The organism is Streptacidiphilus monticola, from assembly GCF_042658505.1.
GTDB classification, from domain to species: Bacteria; Actinomycetota; Actinomycetes; order Streptomycetales; family Streptomycetaceae; genus Streptacidiphilus; species Streptacidiphilus monticola.
The window spans coordinates 1-17,233 of record NZ_JBHSQJ010000015.1 but is presented as its reverse complement, the minus strand read 5'-3'; the positions used below and the strand labels follow the sequence as shown (position 1 = coordinate 17,233).

General features: G+C 73.6%; 16 protein-coding genes. 12 read left to right on the top strand and 4 right to left on the bottom strand.

Annotated elements, in window-relative coordinates; translation table 11 throughout:
* Nucleotides 1-58 precede the first annotated feature (58 nt).
* Genes ACFP3V_RS05410 through ACFP3V_RS05395 form a run of 4 tightly spaced genes read left to right on the top strand, consistent with a single transcriptional unit; the run spans nt 59 to nt 3,931 of the window.
* Nucleotides 59-1,495 (top strand): MFS transporter, encoded by a 1,437-nt coding sequence (locus ACFP3V_RS05410; RefSeq protein ID WP_380580291.1) that lies wholly within the window; start codon nt 59-61, stop codon nt 1,493-1,495.
* Nucleotides 1,496-1,511: 16 nt separating this feature from the next.
* Nucleotides 1,512-1,712, top strand: coding sequence for a ribbon-helix-helix protein, CopG family (locus ACFP3V_RS05405; protein ID WP_380580289.1), 201 nt, complete (start codon nt 1,512-1,514; stop codon nt 1,710-1,712).
* Nucleotides 1,709-2,089, top strand: coding sequence for a type II toxin-antitoxin system death-on-curing family toxin (locus ACFP3V_RS05400; protein WP_380580287.1), 381 nt, complete (start codon nt 1,709-1,711; stop codon nt 2,087-2,089). The genes ACFP3V_RS05405 and ACFP3V_RS05400 overlap by 4 nt, the downstream gene beginning before the upstream one ends.
* Before the next feature lie 57 nt (nt 2,090-2,146).
* Nucleotides 2,147-3,931 carry a DEAD/DEAH box helicase gene (locus ACFP3V_RS05395; protein ID WP_380580285.1) on the top strand — a complete coding sequence of 595 codons (1,785 nt, stop codon included), beginning with the start codon at nt 2,147-2,149 and terminating at the stop codon, nt 3,929-3,931.
* Between the two features lie 86 nt (nt 3,932-4,017).
* Here ACFP3V_RS05395 and ACFP3V_RS05390 read toward each other — a convergent pair whose 3' ends face one another.
* Complete coding sequence (locus ACFP3V_RS05390) at nt 4,018-4,773, bottom strand: DUF3152 domain-containing protein (RefSeq protein WP_380580283.1); 756 nt, start codon at nt 4,771-4,773, stop codon at nt 4,018-4,020.
* A 324-nt stretch (nt 4,774-5,097) separates the two neighbouring features.
* Between ACFP3V_RS05390 and ACFP3V_RS05385 the strand changes: the two genes are divergently transcribed.
* On the top strand, nt 5,098-5,727 hold the full coding sequence (locus tag ACFP3V_RS05385; protein WP_380580281.1) for an IclR family transcriptional regulator: 630 nt from the start codon (nt 5,098-5,100) through the stop codon (nt 5,725-5,727).
* 233 nt (nt 5,728-5,960) lie between these two features.
* The gene (locus ACFP3V_RS05380; protein ID WP_380580279.1) at nt 5,961-6,773 is read left to right on the top strand and encodes a S16 family serine protease; all 813 of its coding nucleotides are present in this window, start codon (nt 5,961-5,963) and stop codon (nt 6,771-6,773) included.
* Nucleotides 6,774-6,802: 29 nt separating this feature from the next.
* Here ACFP3V_RS05380 and ACFP3V_RS05375 read toward each other — a convergent pair whose 3' ends face one another.
* Nucleotides 6,803-7,279, bottom strand: a complete 477-nt coding sequence (locus tag ACFP3V_RS05375; RefSeq protein ID WP_380580277.1) for an Lrp/AsnC family transcriptional regulator — start codon at nt 7,277-7,279, stop codon at nt 6,803-6,805.
* A gap of 153 nt (nt 7,280-7,432) precedes the next feature.
* Between ACFP3V_RS05375 and ACFP3V_RS05370 the strand changes: the two genes are divergently transcribed.
* Nucleotides 7,433-8,797: an FAD-binding oxidoreductase gene (locus ACFP3V_RS05370; protein ID WP_380580275.1), complete on the top strand. Its 1,365-nt coding sequence runs from the start codon at nt 7,433-7,435 to the stop codon at nt 8,795-8,797.
* Nucleotides 8,798-8,812: 15 nt separating this feature from the next.
* Here ACFP3V_RS05370 and ACFP3V_RS05365 read toward each other — a convergent pair whose 3' ends face one another.
* Nucleotides 8,813-9,334 (bottom strand): hypothetical protein, encoded by a 522-nt coding sequence (locus ACFP3V_RS05365; protein WP_380580273.1) that lies wholly within the window; start codon nt 9,332-9,334, stop codon nt 8,813-8,815.
* 60 nt (nt 9,335-9,394) lie between these two features.
* Here ACFP3V_RS05365 and ACFP3V_RS05360 point away from each other — a divergent pair, with 60 nt between their 5' ends.
* From ACFP3V_RS05360 to ACFP3V_RS05345, 4 genes are all read left to right on the top strand, one after another.
* Nucleotides 9,395-10,093, top strand: coding sequence for a response regulator transcription factor (locus tag ACFP3V_RS05360; RefSeq protein WP_380580271.1), 699 nt, complete (start codon nt 9,395-9,397; stop codon nt 10,091-10,093).
* Nucleotides 10,090-11,454: a sensor histidine kinase gene (locus tag ACFP3V_RS05355; protein ID WP_380580269.1), complete on the top strand. Its 1,365-nt coding sequence runs from the start codon at nt 10,090-10,092 to the stop codon at nt 11,452-11,454. The genes ACFP3V_RS05360 and ACFP3V_RS05355 overlap by 4 nt, the downstream gene beginning before the upstream one ends.
* 766 nt (nt 11,455-12,220) lie before the next feature.
* Complete coding sequence (locus tag ACFP3V_RS05350; protein ID WP_380580267.1) at nt 12,221-13,759, top strand: cellulose binding domain-containing protein; 1,539 nt, start codon at nt 12,221-12,223, stop codon at nt 13,757-13,759.
* Between the two features lie 82 nt (nt 13,760-13,841).
* Entirely contained in the window at nt 13,842-15,146 is a 1,305-nt protein-coding gene (locus ACFP3V_RS05345; RefSeq protein WP_380580265.1) for a glycosyltransferase 87 family protein, read from the top strand.
* Here ACFP3V_RS05345 and ACFP3V_RS05340 read toward each other — a convergent pair.
* The gene (locus ACFP3V_RS05340; protein WP_380580263.1) at nt 15,092-15,499 is read right to left on the bottom strand and encodes an SsgA family sporulation/cell division regulator; all 408 of its coding nucleotides are present in this window, start codon (nt 15,497-15,499) and stop codon (nt 15,092-15,094) included. The two genes, ACFP3V_RS05345 and ACFP3V_RS05340, sit on opposite strands and share 55 nt — an antisense overlap.
* 213 nt (nt 15,500-15,712) lie before the next feature.
* On the opposite strand from ACFP3V_RS05340, the gene ACFP3V_RS05335 reads away from it, so the two are divergent.
* Nucleotides 15,713-17,233, top strand: a 1,521-nt coding sequence (locus ACFP3V_RS05335) for a DUF2510 domain-containing protein (protein WP_380580261.1), incomplete at its 3' end; no start/stop codon positions are given.

Below are 17,233 nucleotides of genomic sequence, written 5' to 3'. Positions count from 1 at the left end.
CCGCAGGGCGTCAATCGTCTGCGGACGATTGCAATGCCCGGCAATGTGCCCGCAAGAAATGACAGAGGCGACTGTCGCTCTTGCCCCTTACCATGGCCCGGTGACCACGCTCGCCCGCTCCTCCTCCGCCGTCGCCGACGACTGCCTCCCCGGCGTCCTCGACCGGCCCTACCGCATGCTGACGATCGGCATCGTCTCCTGCGTCCTGCTGATCGCGTTCGAGGCGATGGCCGTCAACACCGCCATGCCCGTCGCCGCCCGCGCGCTGCACGGGCTCGGGCTGTACGCCTTCGCCTTCTCCGGGTACTTCACCGCGAGCCTGCTCGCGATGGTCGTCTCGGGGGAGTGGTGCGACAAGCGCGGCCCGCTCGCGCCCCTCGGGCTCGGCATCGCGCTCTTCGGCGCGGGACTGGTGATCGCGGGCACCGCCCAGAACATGTGGACCTTCGTCGGCGGCCGGGCCACCCAGGGGCTGGGCGGCGGGATGGTCATCGTCGCGCTGTACGTCGTGGCGGGCCGCGCCTACCCGGAGCGGCTGCGGCCGAAGGTGTTCTCCGCCTTCTCCGCGGCCTGGGTGCTGCCGTCCATCGTCGGGCCGCTGGTCTCCGGGGCGGTGACCGAGAACATCGGCTGGCGCTGGGTGTTCCTGTCCATCCCGGTCCTGGTGGTGCTGCCGCTGGTGCTGATGCTGCCTCAACTTCGTTCGCTCGAGCCGGAGTCCGCGCCCACCTGGGCGCTCGACCGGCGTCGGCTGCTGCTCGCCCTCGGGCTCGCCGCAGGCGCGGGCCTGCTGCAGTACGCCGGACAGCGGCTGGACCTGCTGGCGCTGCTGCCCGCGGCGGCCGGGCTGGCGCTGGTCGCGCCGACCGCGGTGCGGCTGCTGCCGCCCGGCACCTTCCGGGCCGCGCGCGGGCTGCCCACGGTGGTGCTGCTGCGCGGCGTGGCCGCGGGCGCGTTCTTCACGGCGGAGGCGTTCATCCCGCTGATGCTGGTCTCCCAGCGCGGGCTGTCGCCGACGCTGGCCGGGCTCTCGCTCACCAGCGGCGCGCTCAGCTGGGCGCTCGGCTCCTTCCTGCAGGGCCGGAGCTGGGCCGAGTCGCGCCGCCCGCTGCTGATCCGCGGCGGTTTCGTCGCCTCCGCGCTGGCCATCGCGGTGGCCTCGACGGCACTGGTCCCGTCCGTCCCCGCGTGGCTGGTGGCGGTGGGCTGGGCCTGCGGTGGCATCGGCATGGGGCTGATGTTCGCCAGCATCGGCGTGCTGACGCTGAACCTGTCCACCCCCGAGGACACCGGCGCCAACTCCGCGTCCCTCCAGGTCAGCGACTCCCTGGGCAACGTCTCGCTCACCCTGCTCGCGGGCGTCCTCTTCGCCTCCGTCGGCCACGGCGCGGGCGGCTTCGCCGCCATCTTCTGGACCATGGCCGCCGTCGCCCTCCTCGGCGCGGCGGTGAGCGGCCGGATCACCCGATCGAGTGGTACCACTTTGGGGTCATAGGAGTTAACCTGGCGTCATGGCGATGAACCTGCGTCTTCGGGACGACCTGAACGAGGCCCTGCGGGAGCGCGCTGAGGCGGAGGGGGTGAGCATGCACGCCATAGTGGTCACAGCGCTGGAGGAGTACCTGGCCCGGACGACGCAGCAGGCGATGGTGCGTCGCACCGCGCTGGAGCAGGCGGCCAAGTGGCGGGAGCTCATGGAGCGGCTCAAGTGAGCTTTCTCTACCTCTCGGCCGAGGAGATCCTCATCGTCGCCGAGCACGCCTGCGACGACATGGACGTGGTGGTGCGCGACATCGGCTTGCTCGAGTCGGCCGCGCACCGCCCCTCCGCAGCGATGTTCGGCGAGGAGGCCTACCCAGGTCTGATGGAGAAGGCCGCGGCGCTCCTGCAGTCGCTGGCCGTCAACCGTCCCCTGCTGGACGGCAACAAGCGCACCGCCTGGCTGAGCTGCGTGACCTTTCTCGCACTCAACGGTGTGGAGCTGCGGCCCGACATCGATGCGGCGGAGATCCTGGTCGTCGCGGTGGCGACGGGGGAGCTCGACGAGGTCAAGGACATCGCGGACGGGCTGCGCGCGCTGCGCGGGTAGCTCCGGCTTCGCCGGTAGTCTTCTCTGGTTGTCCCACTGGCCGACCCCTCGGAGACCGTGAGTACCGCAACCAGCTCCCATCACCTGTCTCCCGCCTTCCCCGGGCGCGCCCCCTGGGGTACCGCGGGCAAGCTGCGGGCCTGGCAGCAGGCCGCGATGGAGAAGTACATCGAGACGCAGCCCCGGGACTTCCTGGCGGTCGCGACGCCCGGCGCGGGCAAGACCACCTTCGCCCTGACGCTGGCGTCGTACCTGCTGCACAACCACGTCGTCCAGCAGGTCACCGTGGTCGCGCCGACGGAGCACCTGAAGAAGCAGTGGGCCGAGGCCGCCGCGCGGATAGGGATCAAGCTGGACCCGGCGTACAGCAGCGGGCCGCTGCCCCGGGACTACGACGGGGTGGTGATCACCTATGCCGGCGCCGGCGTCAACCCGATGCTGCACCGCAACCGCGTCGAGCAGCGCAAGACCCTGGTCATCCTGGACGAGATCCACCACGCGGGCGACTCCAAGTCCTGGGGCGACGCGATCTTCGAGGCCTTCGAACCGGCCACCCGGCGGCTGCAGTTGACGGGTACGCCGTTTCGCTCGGACACCAATCCGATCCCCTTCGTCCGCTACGAGCCCGGCCCGGACGGGGCCCGGCGCAGCGTCGCGGACTACACCTACGGGTACGGCAACGCGCTCGCCGACCACGTCGTCCGGCCGGTGATATTCCTCTCCTACAGCGGCAACATGCGCTGGCGCACCAAGGCGGGCGACGAGCTGGCCGCCCGTCTCGGCGAGCCGATGACCAAGGACGTCACCGCCCAGGCCTGGCGCACCGCGCTCGCCCCCCAGGGCGAGTGGATGCCCAACGTGCTGCGCGCGGCCGACCGCCGGCTGACCGAGGTGCGCAAGTCCATCCCGGACGCGGGCGCCCTGGTGATCGCCTCCGACCAGGAGTCCGCCCGCGCCTACGCCAAGATCATCCGCGAGGTCTGCGGCGAGAAGCCGACCGTCGTCCTCTCCGACGAGGCCGAGGCGTCCAAGCGGATCTCGGACTTCTCCGAGTCCGACTCGCGCTGGATGGTCGCGGTACGCATGGTCTCCGAGGGCGTGGACGTGCCCCGGCTGGCCGTGGGCGTCTACGCCACCTCGATCTCCACGCCGCTCTTCTTCGCCCAGGCCGTCGGCCGCTTCGTGCGCGCCCGCAAGCGCGGCGAGACCGCCTCCGTGTTCCTGCCGACCATTCCGGTCCTGCTGGGCTTCGCCAACGAGATGGAGCTCCAGCGCGACCACGTGCTGGACCGTCAGAAGAAGGGCGAGGACGGCCTGTTCGCGCAGGAGGACGCGCTGCTCGCCGAGGCGGAGAAGACCAAGGACGAGGCCGATGCCGGGTTGGACGAACTGCCCTGGGAGGCGCTGGAGTCCGACGCCGTCTTCGACCGGGTCCTCTACGACGGCAAGGAGTTCGGCATGCAGGCGCATGCCGGCTCCGAGGAGGAGGAGGACTACCTCGGCATCCCCGGGCTGCTGGAGCCGGACCAGGTGCAGCTGCTGCTGCAGCGTCGTCAGCACCGGCAGATCCAGCGCTCCAGGTCCAAGCCGGCCGAGGAGGCCGACCTGCTGGAGCTGCCCGCAGAGAAGCGGCCAGTGGTGACCCACCAGCAACTGGGTGAGCTGCGCAAGGAGTTGAACGGCCTGGTGGGCGCCTGGCACCACCGCACCGGCCAGCCGCACGGCACCATCCACAACGAGCTGCGCCGTGTCTGCGGCGGCCCGCTGACGGCGGCCTGCACAGCGGGGCAGCTGCAGGCGCGGATCGCGAAGATCAGGGAGTGGGCCACCCGCATCGACTGAGGCGGACCCGCCCCGGGACTCCGCCCGGGGGCGCTGGGCTGCCCGGCCGGGGGAGGCAGCCGCAGGCTGAGCCGCTGTCAGCGCCCCTACACCGCGGGGCCGGTGAGGTAGTGGCCCTTGCCGTCGTAGGGCCAGCCGTTGGGGACGCAGCCGTGCATGCCCTTGATCTGTTGCATCATCACCGGCGCCGGCCTACCTGCGCCCGGGCAGGTGACGTGGCCGTGCCCGAGCCGGTGGCCGACCTCGTGGTTGATCGCCAGCGCGTGGTACTCGTCGGCCTGCCCGGTGTAGTACTGGGTCAGCAGCAGCCACCGCTTGACGTTCATCACGACCTGCTTCCCCGCGCTGCAGTTCACCCAACCGCCGGTGTCCAGGCCGTACTTGGCGCACATCCGGTCCGTGGTGTCCGGCGTGACCAGGTAGACGGTGAAGTCCACCGGGCCCGAGGAGACCCGCTGGAAGGACCACAGTCCGCCCGCCGCCCAGCCCCGATGCGTGTCGTCGAGGATGGCGTCCACCTGGGCGGCGAAGCCGTCGGCGGTCTGCGCGAGGCCCTGCTCCACCTTCACGTCGTAGCGCAGCAGTCTGCCGGTGCCGAAGCGGGCCGTGCCGCCGTGCGCCGAGGCGAAGGTGCCCGGGCCGTGCTGCGGGAACCAGGTCGCCGGGCGGGAGCCCGACGCCTTCGCGCGCGGCGAGGGGCTCGTGCTCGTCACGGCCGCGGTGCTCGCGCGAGGGCGGGCGGAGGGGGACAGCGCGTCCCCGGTCGCCCGTGCGGCGGGGGCGTTCTGACGGTGCAGCAGGTAGCCGGTCCCGGCGAGCAGCGCGACCAGTACCAGGGCCACGAGTGCGCGCGGCCCCCGGCTCCGCCGCCGGGCCGCCTGTCGGCGACGCCCCCGTCCCCTGCGTGCGGGCGTCGCTGCGCGGCGGGTGCCGCCGCCGGAACGTCGGCGCTGCTCGGATCGGGACATCGGGCGGTGGCTCTCCGGTGGGTGGCACGGACACGCAGGATCGAACGGCTAGACGACCGAAGGGGACCCCGCGGTTGCCTGGTCGGTTGATAACAAATGATGACCGGATTCTGGACAGGGTCTTCCGCTGGGCGGACAGGGTCACTACGTTCCTGCCCACCAGCCACAGCTTCGCCGTGCGGAAGGGGGAAGCCAGTCGTGACCGCCGAGACCTCGCAGACGCTCGACCGCGGCGTCCGCGTGCTCAAACTGCTGGCGGACTCCGAGGCGGGCCTGACCGTCACCGAGCTCGCCGGCCGACTGAGCGTCAACCGCACCGTCGTGTACCGGCTGCTGGCCACGCTGGAACTCCACGGCCTGGTCCGCCGCGACCTGGGCGGCCGCGCCCGCGTCGGCCTCGGCGTGCTGCGGCTGTCCAACCGGGTGCACCCGCTGGTCCGCGAGGCCGCGCTCCCCGCGCTGCGTAGCCTGGCGGAGGAGGTGGGCGCGACGGCCCATCTGACCCTGGTGGACGGCGCGGAGGCGCTGGTCGTGGCCGTCGTGGAGCCCACCTGGACCGACTTCCACGTGGCCTACCGCACGGGTGTCCGCCACGCGCTCGACGACAACGCGGCCGGGCGCGCCATCCTGCAGGCCCGCGGGGGGGCGGCCGCGCCCTACGTCTGCGCCCGGGGCGAGGACCGCGCGGCGGCCGTCGCGGCGCCGCTGCGCGGCGTCCCCGGCGTCGAGGGCGCGGTCGGCGTCCTGCTGCTCGGCGACGCCCCCACGGACCGGGTGGGCGAACGCGTCGCCCTCGCCTCCCGCGAACTCGCCGAGGCGCTCGGATAAGTCGCCGTCCCCCGCTGCCCCGGGCGGCCACTTCCGTCGGCACGGGAGCAACCAGGCACCCCCCGGGCGCGAGGAACACACCACCCGCGGAGGTCCGACCCATCTGCGGGACGAACCTCCATGAGTGGTGTGTTGCTCGCGCCGTTCCTCGCGCCCCCTGCGGGGGATGCTCTTCTGCAGAAGCCCGCGCCCCTGGGGGAGGGGCACGTGGCCGCTGTGCTTATATCGGGGGCGTGTCTCTCTCCAGGTTGAGTCGGCCGGTGCGGCTCGTGATCTGTGCGGCGCTCGTCGCCGCCCTGCTGCTGGTGGCGTTCCTGGCCCGCCTGCCCTTCGCGATCGAGCAGCCGGGCATCACCGCCGACACCCTCGGCTCCCACAACGGCCAGCGGGTCATCACCGTCACCGGTCACAGCACCCGTCCGACCGTGGGCAACCTGCGGATGACCACCATCGAGGTCACCGGGCCCGACGACCTGCCCAACGTCTCCCAGGTGTTCCACGCCTGGTGGGACCCCGCGCGCGCGGTCGTCCCGCACGAGCAGGTGTATCCCTCGGGGCAGAGCGTCGAGCAGGTCAACCAGATCAACCAGCAGGCCATGACCGAGTCGCAGAACTCCGCGGTCGCCGCCGCGCTCGGCTACCTGCACCTCAACCCGGCCCAGGTCAAGGTCACCCTCAGGCTCGCCGACGTCGGCGGCCCGAGCGCCGGGCTGATGTTCACCCTGGGCATCGTCGACCAGCTCGACGGGAACGGCACCGGCAAGGCGGGGGCGGCCGGGGACCTGACCAACGGTCAGAACGTCGCCGGGACCGGCGAGATCGACGACTCGGGCAACGTCGGCGCCGTCGGCGGGGTCGCGCTCAAGACCAGGGCGGCCGCCCGGGACGGCGCCACCGTGTTCCTGGTGCCCCGCAGCGAGTGCTCGGACGCCAAGGTCGACACGCCCAAGGGCCTGCTGCTGGTCCCGGTCGAGACGCTCAACCAGGCCGTCGGCGCCCTCAAGGCCCTGCAGAACCACGACGCCGCGAACGTCCCCCACTGCTGACCCGGTGCCGTCCTGCCGCTGACTCCGCGTCAGGCTCGGTCCCGGGCGGCCTCGCGCACCAGCGGCAGGACGCGGAACGGCACCGGGTTCTCCAGGGCGATCGCCGTCGAGGCGCGGACGATCCCGTCGAAGCCGATGACCAGGTCGATCACCCGCTGCAGGTCCGCGTTCGAGCGGGCGACGATCCGGCAGAGCATGTCGCCCTGCCCGGTGATCGTGTGCAGCTCCAGCACCTCGGGCACCGAGGCCAGGTGCGCCCGCACGTCCGCGCCCTGGCCCTGGGAGATCTCCAGGGTCGCGAAGGCCGTCACCGGGTAGCCCAGCGCGGCCGGGTCCAGCTCGGGGGCGGCGCCGCGGATCACCCCGCGGGCCCGCAGCCGGTCCAGCCGGGCCTGTACCGTGCCGCGGGCCACCCCGAGCCGCCGCGAGCACTCCAGCACCCCCGGACGCGGGTCCTCGGCGTACAGCTCCAGCAGGGCCGCGTCCAGTGCGTCGATCGCGCCCATGGCTCGCTCCTCGGTGCGGGTCGTCCGGCGGACCGGGAGGTCCGCTGAGCAAGGTGTACAGCGGAGCCGCCCCTGACGGCAACGACTGCCCAGTCCGCGCCGGCCCCGGCGGCCTACTGTCCAGGGCCCGCCCGGGGGTGCATGCTTGGGCGCATGAGCGATCTGATCGATCGTCTGCTGGACGGGCTCCCGCAGGACGCCGTGCTCACCGACCCCGACGTGACCCGCGGCTACGCCCAGGACATGGCCGGGTTCTGCGACTCCGGCACGCCCGCCGCCGTGGTCTTCCCGGAGACCGTGGCGCAGGTCCAGCACGTGCTGCGGACCGCGACCGCACTCAGGGTGCCCGTCGTCCCGCAGGGCGCCCGCACCGGTCTGTCCGGCGGCGCCAACGCGGCCAGTGGCTGGCTGGTGCTCTCGCTGCTCAGGATGAACCGGATCCTGGAGATCGACCCGGTCAACCGGATCGCCGTCGTCGAACCCGGCGTGGTCAACGCCGAGCTGTCCCGGGTCGTCGCCCGGCACGGGCTGAACTATCCGCCGGACCCCTCCAGTTGGGAGTCCTGCACGATCGGCGGCAACATCGGAACCGGTTCCGGCGGCCTCTGCTGCGTCAAGTACGGCACCACCTCCGAGTACGTCCTCGGCCTCGACGTCGTGCTCGCCGACGGACGGCTGCTGACCACCGGGCGCCGCACCGCGAAGGGCGTCGCCGGCTACGACCTGACCCGGCTCTTCGTCGGCTCCGAGGGCACGCTCGGTGTCGTCGTCCGGGCCGTGCTGGCGCTGCGTCCGTCCCCGCCGCCGCAGTTGGTGCTGGCCGCGGAGTTCGCCTCGACCGGGGACGCGGGCGCGGCCGTCTGCGCGGTGATGGAGGCGGGCTGGACGCCGTCGCTGATGGAGCTGATGGACACCACCACCGTCCGCGCGGTCAACGCCCTCGCCCGGATGGGCCTGCCCGACTCCACGGCCGCCCTGCTGCTGGTCGGCTTCGACAGCACCGACCCGACCGGGGACCTGGCCGCCGTCGCGGAGCTGTGCCGAGCCGCCGGGGCCACCGACGTGGTGCCCGCCGCCGACAGCGCCGAGTCCGAACTGCTGCTGGAGGCACGCCGCCTGGCGCTGCCGGCGCTGGACAGCCTGGGCACCACGATGATCGACGACGTGGCCGTGCCGCGCTCCCGGCTCGCCGCCATGCTCGACGGCACCGCCGCCATCGCCGCCGAGTACGACCTCACCATCGGTGTCGTCGCCCACGCGGGGGACGGCAACACCCACCCCGTCGTCGTCTTCGACGCCGCCGACCCGGACCAGGCGGCGCGGGCCCGGGCGTCCTTCGACGCGATCATGGAGCTGGGCCTGGACCTCGGCGGCACGATCACCGGCGAGCACGGCGTCGGCCTGCTCAAGAAGGAGTGGCTCGCCCGCGAACTCGGCCCGGTGGGCCTGGAGATGCAACGCAGGCTCAAGGCGGCTTTCGACCCGGACAACCTGCTCAACCCGGGCAAGCTGTTCTGAGCGCGACCGGACCGCTCAGCCGCCCATGACCTCCGTCTGCACCGACGGCGGATGGCCGTTCCAGGTCACGTAGAAGACGGACTCGACGCTGCCCTGGCTGAAGTCGACCCGGAGCCAGCCGTCGCCGGTCCAGGTGTGCATCGCCCAGCCGTTGTCCGGGACGGCGGTGACCAGCGAGGCCGAGTCCGCGCCCATGGACACCACGATCCGGCCGCCGCGCGGCGTGTATGCGGTGACCTGCCCGGAGGAGCCGGCCGCAGGCGAACCGGCGGTCCGCGCGGGGGAGTTGTGCGGGTGCGCCGACGGCGCCGTCCGCGTCGGCGAGGGGCTCGGCGTCGGCGCCTGCGTCGCCACGCCGATCACGGCCGGCGGCGTGCTCGCCGCCGTGGACGCCAGCCCCTCGGGCTGCAGGGCGAGCACCCGCGGCTGCTGGAACGAGTCGTCCCGCAGCACCCGGTGCACGCCGAACCAGGACACCCCGACCGCCGCCCCGGTCGCGGCCGCCCAGGCCGTCACCCGCAGCACCACTTTCCGCACCGGGTCAGTATGCCGCGCGGGGTTACTGGCCCGTCAGCCGAATGGGCTACCGTCACGTCCATGGCAACAGTGCTGGTGGTCGAGGATGATCCTTTCGTTCGCTCCGCGCTGATCCGGCACCTGACGGAGAGCGGGCACGCGGTCCGCAGCGTCGGCACCGCGCTGGAGGCACTGCGCGAAGTCGCCCAGGTGGGCTGCGACGTGGTGATCCTCGACCTCGGCCTGCCCGACCTCGACGGCGGCGAGGCGCTGAAGATGATCCGCGGCGTGACCGACATCCCGGTCATCATCTCCACCGCCCGCGACGAGGAGAGCGAGATCATCCGGCTGCTGAACGACGGCGCCGACGACTACCTGGTCAAACCCTTCTCGGCAGAGCACCTCAGCGCCAGGATGGCCGCCGTGCTGCGCCGCTACGGCACCGGGCCGGGCGCGGGCCAGCAGCTGAGCGTGGGCGGCCTGCGCATCGACGTGCAGCGCCGGGAGGCCCAGCTGGACGGGCGCCCGCTGGACCTGACGCGGCGTGAGTTCGACCTGCTGGCCTTCCTCGCCGCCCGGCCCGGCGTCGTCGTCTCCCGCAAGGAGTTGCTGGCCGAGGTCTGGCGCCAGCCCTACGGCACCGACCAGACCATCGACGTCCACCTGTCCTGGCTGCGCCGCAAGCTCGGCGAGACCGCCTCGCGGCCGCGCTACCTGCACACCGTCCGCGGCGTCGGCGTGCAGCGCGATGTCACGGCGGACGGCGGCCTCGCGGGATGAGATGGGCGCTGTTCAAGGTCTGCGTGGCGGTGACCACCATGGTCGCGCTGGCCTTCCTGATCCCGCTGGGCCTGATGGTCCGGGAGACCGCGCGCGAGCGCGCCTTCACCGCGGCCGAGCGCCAGGCCGCCACCGTCGGCCCCGCGCTGGCCATCACCACCGACCGCGACCGCCTCGAACCCGCCCTGGCCAGCTCCGACGCCGGCGCGGCCGGCCTGCTCGCGGTGCACCTGCCCGACGGCGGCCTGCTCGGCCCCACCCACGTCAGCGCCGCCCAGGTGCGCCAGGTCACCGCGGACGGCCGCAGCGCCACGGCCGTGGTGCCCGGCGGCTACGCCTACCTGGAGCCGGTGGGCGTCAGCGGCGGCAAGGTCGCGGTGGTCGAAGTGCTGATCCCCGACGCGGAGTTGACGAAGGGGGTGACCACGGCCTGGCTGCTGCTGTGCGGGGTGGCGCTGGTCCTCGTCGCCATCTCGGTCGGCGTCGCGGACCGGCTCGGCACCCGGATCGTCGGCTCGGCCCGCCGTCTGGCGGCCGGCGCCCGCGCCCTCGGCGACGGCGACCTGGCGGTACGGGTGCCCCAGGCCGACGACTCGCCCCCCGAACTCCGGGACGCCGCCGTGGCGTTCAACACCATGGCGGACCGGATCACCGCGCTGGTCGCGGCCGAGCGGGAACTGGCCGCGGACCTCTCGCACCGGTTGCGCACCCCGCTGACGGTGCTGCGGCTGAACGCCGAGAGCCTGGGCTCGGGCGAGCCCGCCGAGCAGACCCGCCACGCCGTGGCTCAGTTGGAGCGCGAGGTCGACCAGATCATCCGCACGGCCCGCGAGCGCGGCCGCGAGACCGGGACGGCGGTCCCCGGCCGGGCGGCCGCGGTGTCCTGCGACGCGGCGGAGGTGATCCGCGAGCGGGTCGAGTTCTGGTCCGTGCTGGCCGAGGACGAGGACCGCGCCTGGTCCCTGGCCGGCGCCGAGCGTCCGGTCCAGGTCCCGGTCGCCGCAACCGAGTTGGCGGCCTGCATGGATGCCCTGCTGGGTAACGTGTTCCGCCACACGGGGGAGGGGACGGCCTTCGCCGTGGATGTCCACGAGACCCCGGACGCGGTCCTGGTCCTCGTCTCCGACGCCGGCCCCGGCATCGCGGACCCCGCGTCCGCGCTGCGCCGGGGCCACGGTGCGGCCCGCGAGGGCTCGACGGGCCTGGGCCTGGACATCGTCCGCAGGGTCGCCGAGGCGACGGGCGGCGACGTGACGGTCGGCCCGTCCGTCCTGGGCGGCGCGGAGGTCCGACTCCGCCTCCACCGTGCCGGCGCCCCGGCCAAGGCCCCCGCCCCCCGCCGCCGTAGAGCACTCCGCTGAGCGTGATTCGGCCCGCCCCGGCTCAGGGGCCGGAGGCCCCTTCAGGGGCGCGAGGCTGTGAACATGTGCGGCTCCGCCGCGTGGGCGCGACCAGCCCGCCCCTGACGGAGGTCCGACCCAGTGTGCGGGTCGAACCTCCGTGGGTGGTGGGCTGGTTGCGCTGGGGCACCTCCCGCGGTGGGGGCGCTGCCGGCCGAAGGCTGGCGGAGGCCCGACCCGGTGTGCGGGTCGAACCTCCGTGGGTGGTGGGCTGGTTGCGCTGGGGCACCTCCCGCGGTGGGGGCGCTGCCGGCCGAAGGCTGGCGGAGGCCCGACCCGGTGTGCGGGTCGAACCTCCGTGGGTGGTGGGCTGGTTGCGCTGGGGCACCTCCCGCGGTGGGGGCGCCCCCGGCCGGAGGCTGGCGGAGGTCCGCCCCCCGCGTGCGGGTTTCGAACTTCCGTGGGTGGTGGGCTGGTTGCGCTGGGGCACCTCCCGCGGTGGGGGCGCCCCCGGCCGAAGGCTGGCGGAGGTCCGACCCCGGGTGCGGGTCGAACCTCCGTGGGTGGTGGGCTGGTCGCGCAGTTCCTCGCGCCCTGGCGGGGTGCGACTTTAACGGGGGCATAAGGGAGGGCTACCGCCCGCTGAGGTAGGGCTTTCCGTCACGGCGGAGCCGCTAGCGTCGGGGCCGACCGAGGCAGCCCGCGGCGGGGACACCGCAGAAACCCCTTCCCCCACGCCCCCGCCGCGCGCCTCGGGAACCTGTCCCCCCGTGGAAGGCAACCCCGCATGTCCCAGCACTCCAGCACCGCAGGCCGTCGCTCCCGCGCGCACCGCCGCCGTCCCCGCCGGACCGCCGTCCTCGGGGCTTCCGTCGTCGCGGCCGCGCTCGTCGCAGGCGGCGCGATAGCCCTCGCGGCCGGCGCCAACGCCGCCTCCGTCGGAGCGGTCTACTCGACGACCAGCGACTGGGGTTCCGGCTACACCGGCCAGTACGACATCAGCAACCCCACCGGGAGCACCATCAGCGACTGGAAGCTCAGCTTCGACCTCCCCGCCGGGGCGAAGATCAGCTCCCTCTGGAACGGCACCTTCACCGCCAGCGGGCAGCACATCACCGTCGCGCCCGCCTCCTGGGACGGCACGCTCGCACCCGACGCCCACGCCGTCATCGGCTTCGTCGTGTCCGGTTCCGGCGCTCCTCTCAACTGCACGATCAACGGGGCCAGTTGCTCGACCGGCAGCGCACCCACCCCCAGTGGGCAGCCCACCAGCACCCCGACGCCGACCAAGTCGGCCACCGCCACTCCGACCCCCACGCCGACCAAGTCGGCCACCGCGACGGCGACGCCCACCCCCACCGCGACCCCGACCGCGACGGCCACCTCGGGCAACGGCAGCAGCGCAACCGCCGGCTTCTCGCCCTACGTCGACACGTCCCTCTACCCCGCCTACGACATCGTCGCCACCGCCAAGGCCACCGGCGTGAAGTCGTTCAACCTGGCCTTCGTCACCGACGGCGGCGGCTGCACTCCCAAGTGGGGCGGCGTCAGCGACCTGTCCAGCACCGACGGCGTTCCCGGCCAGATCGCCGCGCTGCGCGCGCTCGGCGGGGACGTCCGGGTCTCCTTCGGCGGCGCCTTCGGCACCGAGCTGGCCGAGGGCTGCTCCTCCGTCAGCTCGCTGGTGACGGCCTATCAGAAGGTCATCGACACCTACGGCCTGACCAAGGTGGACTTCGACATCGAGGGCGGCGCCACCACCGACACCGCCGGCATCACCCGCCGCGACCAGGCCATCGCCCAGCTGCAGGCCAGTGCGAAGGCCAAGGGCAGGACGCTGGACGTCTCCTACACCCTGCCGGTGCTGCCCTCCGGCCTGATCCAGTCCGGCACCGACATCCTCCAGGACGCGAAGGCGCAGGGCGTCACCGTCGGCGCGGTCAACGTGATGGCGATGGACTACGGCGACGGCGCCGCGCCGAGCCCCAGCGGCAAGATGGGCCAGTACGCGATCTCCGCCGCCACCGCCACCCAGGCCCAGCTCAAGTCGATCTTCGGCTGGGACGACGCCACGGCCTGGAAGCACGTCGCGGTCACCCCCATGATCGGTGTCAACGACACCAGCACCGAGGTCTTCACCGTCGCCGACGCGAGCCAGCTGGCGGGCTTCGCCGCCACCAAGCACCTCGCCTGGCTGGCCATGTGGTCCGCGACCCGCGACAAGCAGTGCTCGGGCGGCGCGCAGTCCTACGCGGACGCGACCTGCAGCTCCGTCGTCCAGTCCCCGCTGGACTTCACCAAGGCCTTCGCCGCCTACACGGGCTGACACCGGGCCGCCGCCGGTCCCGACCGGCGGCGTGCGGGGATATCCGTTAGGGTCACGCAGTGCTGAAGAGAAGGAGTGCTGCGTGACCACGGTCAAGCCGTTCGCCGCCGCCCTGCGGCGCGAGCTGCGCGAGGCCCGTCCCCGGCCCACCCGGGCCGCCTTCTGGGCCGCGCTCTGCTCCCTGCTGCTCTATGCCGTCTGGCGCCACCTGACCTACATGTCCATGGTCGACATGCTGGTCTACCGGGCCGAGGGCGCCGCCGTCCTGCACGGCCAGGACCTGTACGCGATCCGCGTCAGCTCCTGGTCGCTGCCGGCCACCTATCCGCCCTTCGCCGCCATGCTGTTCACCCCGACCGCGCTGCTGGCGGTCCCCGTGCTGCGGATCCTGGTGACCGCCGGCAACGTGCTGCTGCTGGCGGTGCTGGCCTACCAGTCCTGCCGGCTCGTCAGATGGCCCTCCGCGGGCCTGCGTCCGGCCGTGGTGCTGCTCGCGGCCGGGTTCGGCGTCTGGCTCGAGCCCGTCTTCAACACCCTGCGCTACGGCCAGATCAACCTGCTGCTGGCCGTGCTCGTCCTGGCCGACCTGCAACGGCCCGACGGGTCGCGGGGCAAGGGCGTGCTGATCGGCCTCGCCGCCGGCATCAAGATCACGCCTGCCTTCTTCGCCGTCTACCTACTGCTCTCAGGGCGCCCGCGGGCCGCCCTCAACGCGGCCCTGTCCTGCGCGGCCACCGTGGCCATCGGCGCGCTCGTGCTGCCGCGCGCCTCCTGGGACTTCTGGACCGCGAACCTCTGGGACACCCGCAGGGTCGGCAAGGAGTACATCGTCGACAACCAGTCGCTGCGCGGCGCCATCGACCGGCTGCTGCACACCCCGCACGCGGGCGTCAGCGTGCTGGTGGCCTCCGCCGTCGTGCTGGTGCTCGGCCTGACCGTCGCCGTGCGCCTGGAGCGGCGCGCCAAGACCCTGCCGCGCGCCGAGGCCTGGGCCTACGTCTGCGTGGCCGTCACCTGCCTGCTGGTCTCGCCGATCAGCTGGACCCACCACTGGGTCTGGTGCGTGCCGCTGCTCGTGCTCCTCGCCGCCGAGGCCGGGCACGAACGGGCCCGGCAGGACGGACGGGTGCGCTGGCGGGCCCTCGCCGTGACCGTGGCCGTGGCCTGCTGCTCCTTCTCCATGTGGCTGGTCCCGCACCAGGGCGAGACCGACCTCACCATCCCGTTGCCCCTGCAGCCCTTCGCCTCCCTCTACCCCCTGCTCGGCCTCTGCCTGCTGCTGCTCGCCGCGGTGCGGCTGCGCCGCCGCCGCAAGCCGGTGCTGACGCACCGTCAACCGAGCAGGTCCGCCAGCGCGGCGTCCACGTCCATCGACGCCTCCTCCTGACCGGCGGGCACCAGCCGCAGGCTGCGCTCCAGCCACGAGGCCACCTTTCCCGCCGGGGCCTCCAGCAGCGCGTCGCCGGCCGGGGAGCTGAGCGCCAGGCAGACGACGCTGCGCCCGGCCATCCGGGTCGGCCAGATCCGCACGTCACCGGTCCCGCAGGCGCGGAAGACGCCCTCCACCAGCAGCTCGCGGGCGAAGACCCAGGTGACCGGGGCGTCCTGGCCCACGTGGAACGTCATGTGGACGGCGAAAGGATCGTCCTCCCGGTACTCCAGCCGCGCCGGCACCGGCACGCTGCGCTCCGGCGACAGCACCAGCTGGACGTTCAGCTCCTGCTCGACGGTCTTGCCCATCTCGGTCTCTCCCTGTGCTCGTGAGGTGCTCTCGGCGGCCCGCCGGGGGCCTGGCACTGGGTGAGAGCGGGGAGAGCGTCATCTCTTACAGCGGTTTCCCGCGATATCGGCGAGATTTTTTCCGAGGCGGTACTACTCTTTGTGACTCGGCGACGACACGCCGTGTTCGATTTCCTTGCGATTTGCGATTCTCTCGAAGCGGGTCACGCACGCATGACGGTCCAATCCACCCCCGAGCACGACCGCCCGGCCCCGGGCTACTACCCCGACCCCTCGATCCCCGGCTTCGTCCGCTACTGGGACGGCGACGGCTGGACCCCCGGCAGCGCGCGCCGCGCTCCGGCCGAGGGTGAGGTGCTGGCCCCGCCCAAGAACGCCCGGCCGCCGCGCGTCCGAGCGCAGCGGGCCGAGGAGACGGGCCCGGTCTTCCTCGACGAGACGGGGGCGGCCTCCCTGTGGACGGCACGCGAGCACGTTCCGGCCACCCCGATCACGTGGGGCGTGCCGCCCCGGACGGAGGTGGAGGGGATCGCCGGCCTCCCGGCCCGCGAGGCCGGCGAGGGCTGGACCCTCCCGAGCGGCGGGGTGGCTGAGCCGACTGACGTCCCGTCAACCGCCGGCCCGTCCGACCGGCCGCGCCCGGCCTGGCTGGAGGAGCAGACGGGCGACTGGCCGGACGCCGCCGTCTTCGCCCGCGAGGCGGCCTCCCGGACCACGACGGGAGCCGGATCCGGGCCCTCCGCGGCGCAGGCGGGTGGCGACCTGACGTCCTCCGCGGTGCAGAGTTCGGGACACGCGGCAGGCAGCGACCGTCCGTCCGGCCGGCCGGGGGAGCGCGCCACGGGTCAGGAGCCGCCGGGCCCCGCTCCGGCATCCCCGCCTGGCCCCGCCGACCGGGACACGCACCGAGGACCATGGGCGGCAGCTCACGGACTGCTCCCGACCGCACAGCCCTCCGCGCCTCCCGGCCCGGCTGCCGGCGGCGGGCTGGTGCCCGGAGAGCGCCGGAATGGCCCCTCCGGGGCAGGGGGTTCCGGCGGCGGAGTCGGTCGGGGGGCCGACCGGGCCCCCGATCCGAGCCCGTCGGGCTGCGGCGAACTCCCTTTCGCGGACCGGGAGTCCAGCGCGGGCGCGGCCGAGTCGCGGGTGGGCCACCCCGACGCGAGCGGACCCGCCGTCGAGCGCTCGGGGGACGTGGAGCGGTTGCGTGGCGGGCGGACGCCGGAGCCGTCCGATGGTGCGACCGCTTCGCGGGCCGATGCCCGGCTGCTGCCGGGGGATGAGGCAGTCAGCCGCCACAGCCACGCGCCTTCGGGGGCCTGGTCCGGGGGCGGCGCGGGTCGGGGGGCCGACGACGTGCCCGGCCCGATGGGTGAACCGCCGTTCGCTGGACCGGAATTCGTTGACGGCGGTGCTGGGTCGCGCGCGGATGCCTCCCCGGGCGGCGAGGCCGGTGCCGGAGGCTTCGCGGAAACGGGACCTGCCCGCGATGAGCGGACGCCGGCTCCCCCCGCCGGAGGGTCTCCTCGGGAAGCCGGCAGGGCGCCGCACGATGAACTGCCGCCTGCGCGGCGGGGCTCCGCCGACCTGCTGAAGAGCCGCCCGGGTAGCAGCGGCCGGGCGGCGCCCGCAGAGGAGTCGGGACCTGCGGGGCAGCGGGCGGTGGGCGCGACTGAACGCGGCGCACGCCCGCTCCGGGGCGGGCGGGTCCCCGCCCCGGAGGGGCCGGGGTCG